Here is a 238-nt window from a genome sequence, read left to right as displayed (position 1 = left end):
CGGATGAATCAGGAAATGAAACGACAACAAACTTTACAATTAAAGTTGTGGATACAACAAAACCGACTGTGACATCTATCGAAAATCAAACTAAAGAAGTGAACACATCAATCGATTCAATAACAATTGAAGCAACAGATAATAGTGGCCAAGCTGTGACGAACACAGTAAGCGGTCTACCGGAAGGTGTAAGCTTTGATAGTGAGACGAACACAATTAGTGGAACACCAACAAAAGT

General features: G+C 38.2%; 1 protein-coding gene. It reads left to right on the top strand.

Annotated features, from left to right (window positions below; genetic code table 11):
• Window positions 1-238, top strand: a 238-nt coding sequence (locus HMPREF3264_RS05020) for a putative Ig domain-containing protein (RefSeq protein ID WP_141764448.1), incomplete at both ends; no start/stop codon positions are given.

The organism is Staphylococcus sp. HMSC62A08, assembly GCF_001839105.1.
GTDB lineage: Bacteria > Bacillota > Bacilli > Staphylococcales > Staphylococcaceae > Staphylococcus > Staphylococcus caprae.
The sequence above is the reverse complement of the archived record's forward strand: the minus strand, read 5'-3'. Positions and strand labels throughout refer to the sequence as shown.